Genomic DNA, 8,231 nt, shown 5'->3' on the forward strand with positions numbered 1-8,231 from the left:
GTTTGTAAAATAAACTAACTTGCGCACTGAATTATAAACCGCTTACTTTTAAAAGTCAATACATTTTTGCTACATGTACTGCCAAATCCAGTGCTGCGTATCGTCTGCCCGAGCAAGTGTACAGGTTCCGATTACGGCCAATCGGCATTCCCTGGATCTTGCCCGTAAATTCCCAGCCAGATAAAAAAACACGTATGGCTCTTACGAATCATACGTGCCTTGAATTCAAGACAGAACTTTCCCCCTGTCCCTTCAATTTGAGGCGCAGGTTTTACCCATTGCCTCACCTGCTTCTAGGTCTTGCATCCTGCTGCAGGACCAGATTACCTTTCCAGACTAGTCTTCAGTGGCAAAGACGACTTTTTCGTCAGTATCGACATACTCGGCCTTGACCGGATCGACGTAGAGCTGAATGCCTTTGTTTTCAAAAAGCTGCAGCTCGCTGATCTCCTGCATGGCCTGCCTGATTGTTGCTTCATCGAGTTCTTCTGCAACGTACTTCAGCTGAATGGTGCTCGTGTTGTGAGAACCGGAACGAAATGTCATTTTCAATGTCTTCATATCTTAATTCCCCCCTGCTTACTTGGCGATTTCATCAACAACCGTCACCGTCGTTGATGATACGGAATCTCCCGTCAACTTTTCGACAATTTGCGCAAACTGGCCGATCTTCGTCTCATCCGCATTTTCCACGACGTTGTTGAAGGAACGGTTGCGTGCCGTTTCACCTGCGTCCTTTGAAGCAACCTTGATGCTTGTCTTCTTCCATGTCTTAGCCATTTTTCATGACCCCCTTTTTTTATTTCGTAAGATCTTACACTTATAATAACGGAATTTACCGCCGGATTTGAACGCATCTGCTATAATTTTCCTGGAGGAATTATTTTGAAGAAACTACTAATACTGACAGCGGCTCTGATTCTTGCGGGATGCAGCAGACAGGAAAGTCAGCATCCTCAGAAGCGTGCCGTTTCACATCAGCCTGATGTGGCTGAAACAAGACTCAGGAAAATGTCAGAGGATGACCGGATCAGACAGATGTTCGTGGTCCGGCCGCAAAACGAGGATGCGGCAAAAACCGGCGGCATCATCCTGTTCGCACAGGACATGTCGGACCCGAAGAAACTGGTCTCTTCCCTGCAAAATGCAGCGCCCACTCCGCTGCTCGTCGGTGTGGACCAGGAAGGCGGCACTGTCTCCCGTCTGAGCGCAAACCCATCCCTCACAAACAACAGACAGTTTCCGTCACCACAGGAGTCCTTTGCAAAAGGCGGTATCAGGGGCGTGGTGAATGAAGCCGGCCAGACAGCTCAGATACTTCATTCGCTTGGCTTCAACTGGAACCTGGCTCCCGTTGCAGATGTCAGCCAGAACAGGGAAAGCTTCATCTACGACCGGACGCTCGGACAGGATACAAAAACCACCGCCGGATACATCAGGCAGGTCGTTCCCGCCATACAGCAGCAAGGTGTCGCCGCATGCCTGAAGCACTTCCCGGGATACGGTGCCGCAGGAGATACCCACACTGGATTTGCCGAAGAGGATGCCGCCTGTCTGGAACCGTTCGAAGCAGGCATCAAAAGCGGGGCCGACACGATTCTCGTTGCCCATGTCGTCGTCAGAAGCGTTGATTCCGACCTGCCGGCTTCGCTTTCACCGAAGATTCATGCCCTGTTGAGAAGAAAACTCGGCTTCAAGGGCGTGATCGTCACGGATGACCTTGCAATGGGCGCCATCAGACAGTTTGCACAGGAAAGAAACGCCGACCCCGAGGTGCTTGCGGTCGAAGCCGGAAACGACATGATCATGAGTGAAAACGTCGATTCCGGCACCGCCGCCATCAAGCAGGCCATAAGGGAAAAACAGATTTCGAAAAGGCAGATCGACCAGTCAGTGCTGCGCATCCTGAAGCTGAAGGAAAAATTAGGATTGTTGAAATGACAAAAGCCGGGGCAAAAGTGTCCCGGCTTTTTGCATCACATGAATCAGACCCAGTTTCCGTTTCTGAATACGGGCACGACTGTTCCGTCCTCCTTGATGCCGTCAATGTTCATCTCGGAAGATCCGACCATGAAGTCAACGTGCGTCCTGCTGACGTTTACGCCATGTGCCATGAGTTCGTCATTTGTCATTTCCCGTCCGCCCTGAATGTTGAACGGATATGCTGCCCCGAGTGCAAGGTGGTCACTTGCATTTTCATCATAAAGCGTATTGTAGAAAATGATTCCGGATTGTGAAATCGGCGATTCATCGGGCACGAGTGACACTTCCCCCAGGGAATCCGCCCCTTCATTCTTCAAAAGCTCGTCCAGGACTTCCTGTCCCTTCTCAGCCGTTGCCCTGACAACTTTTCCGTCCTTGAACTCGAATCTCATCCCGTCCAGGATGTTTCCCGCATAGCTCAATGGCTTCGTTGCCGTGACGTACCCGTTGATTCTGCGGTTGTCCGGTGCCGTGAAGACTTCTTCAGTCGGCATGTTGGCCATGAACTTCACGCCAAGACTGTTTTCCTTGCTTCCACCAGCCCAGAAGTGGTTCTTCGGCAAACCGACTGTCAAATCCGTCACGGGTGACTTGTAGTGAAGTTCAGTGAACTGCTCCTCGTTAAGCCACGCTGCCTTTTCATGAAGCTTTTCTGCATGCCGCTTCCATTCTCCGACGGGATCTTCCGTCACGCGGGCCGTATCGAAGATCTTCTCCCACAGCCTTTCAGTCGCTTCTTCTTCGTCAAGTTCGGGAAAAACCTGCCTTGCCCAGGCCGGACTTGCAGCACCGACCACCGTCCAGGCCAGCTTGTGATTGATCGTTGCGTCCATCACCGGCTCAAGCGCATCGTTGCAGGTCTTGTTCCATAAAGCCACGCGCCTGGCATCGACGCCTGAAAGCGCGTTGGGATCACTTGAGATGACCGAGATCCTGGCCGCCTTCTTGTCTGCGATCCACTGTCCTTCTGCTTTTTCCCATTCCGGCATGTCGTTTAGAAATTCGTCTGAGGCATTTTCGATAAATTTTCTGTTGATAAAATCGTCGCGCCACTTGACAAATACACGGCCGGCACCCAGTTCATAGGCCTTGGCCACAATCAGGCGCGCCAGCTTTGCCTGATCGACGCTGATATAGAGTACGACCGGCTGCCCTTCTTGCACGTTGACTCCTGTTTTGACAATCAGTTCTGCATATTTTTCAAGTCTTTCATCAAAATTCATTTAACTCTCCCCTTTTCATGTTGATACGTCCATTATATCAAATGGAAATTCAAAAAAACTGCGAACCACTGTTTTTTTGCTTTAATCATTGCATCAACGCCAGACATTCTTGTACAAAGATATTGCTTTTTTATCTGCCACGCCCCGCATATTTGGCAAAAAATAGTGAAATCCCGCCTAAACGGGACTTCACTATCATACGCTTTAATTCATCAAAGCACCGGTCCACCGGTTGAAATTGTACCAACGTCCATTGATATATTGTCTTCCATAAAGCATTTGACCATTGCCGTTATAATAGCAGGTCTTGCGCTGGTCTGCCACCCACTGGAAGCCGGTCTTCATCGCGCCAGTGTTCTTGTCGAACAGGTACCACTTGCCGCCTATGTGCTGCTGACCGTATTGCATCTGACCTTTGCCGTTGTAATAGCAGGTCTTGCGCTGATCTGCCACCCACTGGAAGCCGGTCTTCATCGCGCCAGTGTTCTTGTCGAACAGGTACCACTTGCCGCCTATGTGCTGCTGACCGTATTGCATCTGACCTTTGCCGTTGTAATAGCAGGTCTTGCGCTGATCTGCCACCCACTGGAAGCCGGTCTTCATCGCGCCCGTAACTCCGTCAAACAGGTACCACTTGCCGCCTATGTGCTGCTGACCGTACTGCATCTGACCGTTTGAAGCATAGTAGCAGGTCTTCTTCTGATCTGCCACCCACTGCAGCCCGGTCTTCATCGCACCGTCAGATCCGAACAGGTACCACTTGCCGCCTATGCACTGCTGACCCGTAACGGCCTTGCCCTTTGAATAATAGAACTTCCTGCCGTTGACAGTCTTCCAGCCATCGGAGGTCACTGGCTTGACGATTACGTTCGGCTTGCTTTGCGATTTAAGTTCGCCGGTATTCTTGTCAAAGAGACACTTTGAACCGTCAATCGTCTGTTCGCCGAAAACCTTGTGACCGTTCCTGTCATAATAGTATTTCTTTCCGTTAAGCGTCAGCCATCCGAGATGCATCGAACCGGTCACCGGATCGAAATAGTAATAATAACTGCCGATTTTCTGCGAACCGTATTGCATCTGACCGTTTGAAGCGTAGTAGCAGGTCTTCTTCTGATCTGCCACCCACTGCAGACCGGTCTTCATCGCACCGGTGTTCTTGTCGAACAGGTACCACCTGCCACCGATGCATTGCTGGCCGTACTGCATCTGACCATTGCCGTTATAGTAGCAGGTCTTGCGCTGATCGGCCAGCCATTGGAAGCCCGTCTTCATCGCGCCCGTCACTCCGTCAAACAGATACCACTTGCCGCCGATTTTCTGCTGGCCGTACTGCATTTGCCCGTTTGATGCGTAGTAGCAGGTCTTCTTCTGATCTGCCACCCACTGCAGTCCGGTCTTCATTGAACCGTCCGGTCCGAACAGATACCATTTGCCGTTGATCTGCCTTTGACCGGTTACTGCCGTGCCGTTGACGTAATACTTGTTTCCGGACCAGCCGTTTGAAGCAGAAGTCGAAGGAGCATTCGTCAGCAGGCCGTTGAAGTCGGTCGAAAGATCGAGATTGCCGAACCACCAGTTCCACGGCAGTCTTGAAGTCGAGGAAAACTGCCATGCACCGTATCCCTGGCTGCGCCACTGATTTTCATAATATCCGCCCTTTGAAGGCGTGAACGGATACTGGGCCAGCCACGTTCTGGACTTGCCGACCGTTGAAACGACGGCATCCCGATACATGTAGCCGGCGTAGACGTAAACCGCATGATTGCGGTAGCCGGCATTGTTCAATGCACTCCAGAAGGAATTGAGTCCGTTCTTGACCTGACTGTTCAACGTTGCACTGTCTTCCATGTCCGCAAAGACCAGTGTATTTGCGCCGAGGCCAAGCTGCTTCATGCAGTTCACCATGTGGCTGCCCTCGTTCCATCCGCTGCCGGAATTGCTGAAGGTCGCATAGTGATAAACCGCAACTTTCAGTCCTGCCTGAACGGCATTTTTGATCTGGCTTGAAGCTGCGGGATTAAGATAGCCTGTGCCTTGCGAAACCTTGACAATCACCGTCCTGATTCCCTTTGATTTAAGCTGCCTGTAGTCATTGAGCGTCAAGCCGCTCTGGTATGATGCGACATCAACCGCGTCCCCGCGCGTATAGCGCCCGTCCCCGATTCCGAAGACGTCGCACACGTCACCGCTTCGCATCATGTTCTGAAACGGTGCCTTGACCTCCGTATATTCATTTGCAAAATCCGTTACTTTCCCCTGACTGTCGATTTCGACGTCTTGGCCGCTAGGAACCGCATTAGGCTGTACCGTCTCTGCATTTGCCGGAATCGTCATCAAACAGCCGGCAGAAAGAAACATTATGAGGCTAACAGCAAGTTTCGTATGCCGATTGGTGCTTTGTACTCTTTTTTTCGTCAATAAATAAATCCTCCCTTTTCAAAGACTGTCTCAATTTTAGGGGGCAAAGACAGCCTTTGTTAACCTGTAATCAACTGTAATACGCTATAATACGCCTTATTTTAATATATCGTTGTGAACATTGCTTGAAAGTTATTGCAAAATACATCAAACTGTGCTTGAACAAAACTTGCAAAATAACTTTTGCCTCTATATACTATAATTCGTGAGTGATCACGCGGTGGTTCGCAAACATCCCACCGTAATAAAAAACTAGAAACGAGGTTATCGTTATGTCAAATACTCAGGGAAAGGTCGCAGATCTCGCCAAGGCGGGCGTGGTTGCAGGCCTTTATGTTGCCATTACCCTATTGCTTGCGCCGTTCAGCTTCGGTGCCGTCCAACTGCGCCTGTCGGAACTGTTCAACAACTTGTCCGTGTTCAACAGGCGCTACATCTGGGCCGTGACGCTCGGCTGCGCAATCGCCAACCTGACGTCTCCGCTCGGAGTGGTCGACGTCATCTTCGGTTCGCTCGGAACACTCGTGATGACGAGTCTCAGCCATTACCTGACCCGAAACGTCGAATCCGTTCCGAAGAAGCTTGCAATCTGCGTAATCATCTGTGCCCTCATGTCATGGAGCGTTGCCCTGGAACTTTATTTCGTAAGCAGGGCACCGTTCTGGCTGACCTATCTGACGGTCGGAACCGGCGAACTCATCTCCATGGTAATCGGGGCCATCATCGTCTACGGAATCAGCAAAGTCATTGACTTGAGCGAATGATTCCGAAGAAAGGAACAAACATGACTTTTGAAGAAATTCTGCCGCAGCTCAAGGCAGGCAAAAAAGCCGTCCGCACAAAAGGATGGGGCGGCTGCGAAGAATATGTCTTCGTCGTTTCCGGCGACACGCTGAACGGCGAGGAAATCAATCCTTATCTTATGATCAGAACCAGTGAAGAGCCGGCACTTTCACAATTCATGCCGACTTCATGCGACGTCCTGGCAGATGACTGGGAGATCGTTGAATGATGAAGAATCATCCGGAATTCAAGGACGCTTCAGTCATCGTCACTGGCGTTGCTTCCGGAATCGGGCGCGCTCAGGCGGAAAAATTCCTGCTCGAGGGCGCCTTTGTCTTCGGAGGCGACATCAACGGCAGCGAAGCAGTCAGAGACCTCGAACGGCGGTTCCCGCAGACGTTTCGCTTCAAGCTCTGCGACGTCACCGAACTTGAACAGGTCAGGCAGTTTGCTGATGCGGCCCTGCATTTTCAAGGAGGATGCGACATCCTGCTGAACACGGCCGGAATCCTTGATGCATACAAGCCCACCCTGGAAACCACCGAAGAGCTGTGGGACAGAATCATGAACACAAACCTGAAAAGCATCTTCCGCCTGACAAATGCAGTGCTGCCGTCCATGCTGAAACAGAAACACGGTGTCATCATCAACATGGCTTCAATCGCAGGCATGGTAGCCGGCGGCGGCGGTGCGGCATACACGGCGGCCAAGCATGCCATCATCGGCTACACCAAACAGCTTGACTACGATTATGCCAAACGCGGAATCCGCGCCTGCAGCATCGCACCTGGTGCCATCAACACGCCGATGAATGCCGCGGATTTTGCAGGAGACGCACACATGGCCAGGCAAGTCGCAGAGGAAACGCCGGCGGGTCGCTGGGCCAGGCCTGAAGAAGTGGCAGAACTGACGCTGTTTCTGGCGAGCCCGCGCGCCGACTACATCCACGGCGCAAACGTGCCGATTGACGGCGGCTGGGTGGAAAAATAGATAATTTTGAGAAGTCGCAGCGTGGGAGCTGCGGCTTTTTTGTGCATATTTCGGGAGAGAGTGTCAGGGCGGAAAGTGTTGGAGCTGCGGGGAGGCATTTGGGGCGGTGCAGTCTGGTTGGGATGGTTGGAGCTGCGGACACTTAATTTGGCCGCCATGATAGACTATTTTTGGTCTACTTTTGGGGATGCGCGGACCATTTTTGGGAGGCGATAGACAAATTTCAGGCATTTTGCTCGGTTTTTGTCTACTTTTGCCTCCGCGAGCACCGGGATGCGCAATGGCAGCCAATTTCTGCTTATTTTTACGGACAAACAGCTCCAAAACAGCACTTTGTCCGTAATCCCGTCTTGACGTACTGATTGAGCGTGTGCTGCATTTGACAAAATCACTGCCGTTTACGGACACATCGATGAAAATGGGTCGTCTGTCCGTAAATGGCTCGCTCGAAAAATGCCGATTACGGACAAAATGGTCAAAAATAGCCGTTTGTCCGTAAAAATTCAGACGTTTCGGGCCCGGTTTTACGGACAAATGCTCCAAAAAGCCGGTTTTGTCCGTAAATTCCCATCATAATGGCCAAAAATTTACGGACAAATCATTGGAAAATGCCGGTTTGTCCGTAAAATGCGTTTTGCTTACGGACAAACAGCTCCAAAATAGCACTTTGTCCGTAATCCCGTCTCGACGTACTAATTGAGCGTGTGCTGCATTTAAAAAGGATATTATGCATTAAAAATCAAAAAAATGCCGAACAAAAAACAGTCGCAACTCGACCATGTACTATGTCCTGTCAAGTATACAGTTCAAATATAAAATTTTAACTAACAAGAT

At 50.7% G+C, this 8,231-nt stretch carries 9 protein-coding genes and 1 riboswitch; of the genes, 5 read left to right on the top strand and 4 right to left on the bottom strand.

The genetic code is table 11. The annotated features are described in order from the left end of the window. Positions 1 to 336: 336 nt before the first annotated feature. Both V7Z60_RS07620 and V7Z60_RS07625 read right to left on the bottom strand, forming a co-directional pair. A complete protein-coding gene (locus tag V7Z60_RS07620) occupies positions 337 to 561 on the bottom strand; it encodes a DUF2922 domain-containing protein (RefSeq protein ID WP_334117239.1) in 225 nt (74 codons plus the stop codon). A gap of 18 nt (positions 562 to 579) precedes the next feature. After that, positions 580 to 780 carry a DUF1659 domain-containing protein gene (locus V7Z60_RS07625; protein ID WP_334117240.1) on the bottom strand — a complete coding sequence of 67 codons (201 nt, stop codon included), beginning with the start codon at positions 778 to 780 and terminating at the stop codon, positions 580 to 582. 105 nt (positions 781 to 885) lie between these two features. Between V7Z60_RS07625 and V7Z60_RS07630 the strand changes: the two genes are divergently transcribed. After that, positions 886 to 1,941, top strand: coding sequence for a glycoside hydrolase family 3 N-terminal domain-containing protein (locus V7Z60_RS07630; RefSeq protein ID WP_334117241.1), 1,056 nt, complete (start codon positions 886 to 888; stop codon positions 1,939 to 1,941). 44 nt (positions 1,942 to 1,985) lie between these two features. Here V7Z60_RS07630 and V7Z60_RS07635 read toward each other — a convergent pair whose 3' ends face one another. Both V7Z60_RS07635 and V7Z60_RS07640 read right to left on the bottom strand, forming a co-directional pair. Continuing rightward, positions 1,986 to 3,206: an aminopeptidase gene (locus V7Z60_RS07635; protein ID WP_334117242.1), complete on the bottom strand. Its 1,221-nt coding sequence runs from the start codon at positions 3,204 to 3,206 to the stop codon at positions 1,986 to 1,988. 204 nt (positions 3,207 to 3,410) lie between these two features. Then, on the bottom strand, positions 3,411 to 5,540 hold the full coding sequence (locus V7Z60_RS07640; RefSeq protein WP_442918905.1) for a GH25 family lysozyme: 2,130 nt from the start codon (positions 5,538 to 5,540) through the stop codon (positions 3,411 to 3,413). Between the two features lie 298 nt (positions 5,541 to 5,838). Further along, a riboswitch (PreQ1 riboswitch) is annotated at positions 5,839 to 5,886 on the top strand. A 10-nt stretch (positions 5,887 to 5,896) separates the two neighbouring features. Between V7Z60_RS07640 and V7Z60_RS07645 the strand changes: the two genes are divergently transcribed. From V7Z60_RS07645 to V7Z60_RS07660, 4 genes are all read left to right on the top strand, one after another. Then, positions 5,897 to 6,388 carry a QueT transporter family protein gene (locus V7Z60_RS07645; protein ID WP_334117244.1) on the top strand — a complete coding sequence of 164 codons (492 nt, stop codon included), beginning with the start codon at positions 5,897 to 5,899 and terminating at the stop codon, positions 6,386 to 6,388. A gap of 20 nt (positions 6,389 to 6,408) precedes the next feature. Beyond that, positions 6,409 to 6,636, top strand: coding sequence for a DUF2829 domain-containing protein (locus tag V7Z60_RS07650; protein WP_334117245.1), 228 nt, complete (start codon positions 6,409 to 6,411; stop codon positions 6,634 to 6,636). Beyond that, on the top strand, positions 6,633 to 7,397 hold the full coding sequence (locus V7Z60_RS07655) for a 3-oxoacyl-ACP reductase (RefSeq protein ID WP_442918904.1): 765 nt from the start codon (positions 6,633 to 6,635) through the stop codon (positions 7,395 to 7,397). The genes V7Z60_RS07650 and V7Z60_RS07655 overlap by 4 nt, the downstream gene beginning before the upstream one ends. A gap of 387 nt (positions 7,398 to 7,784) precedes the next feature. Continuing rightward, complete coding sequence (locus V7Z60_RS07660) at positions 7,785 to 7,973, top strand: hypothetical protein (protein ID WP_334117247.1); 189 nt, start codon at positions 7,785 to 7,787, stop codon at positions 7,971 to 7,973. The last annotated feature ends 258 nt before the right edge of the window (positions 7,974 to 8,231 follow it).

This window comes from Ligilactobacillus sp. (assembly GCF_036846325.1).
GTDB lineage: Bacteria > Bacillota > Bacilli > Lactobacillales > Lactobacillaceae > Ligilactobacillus.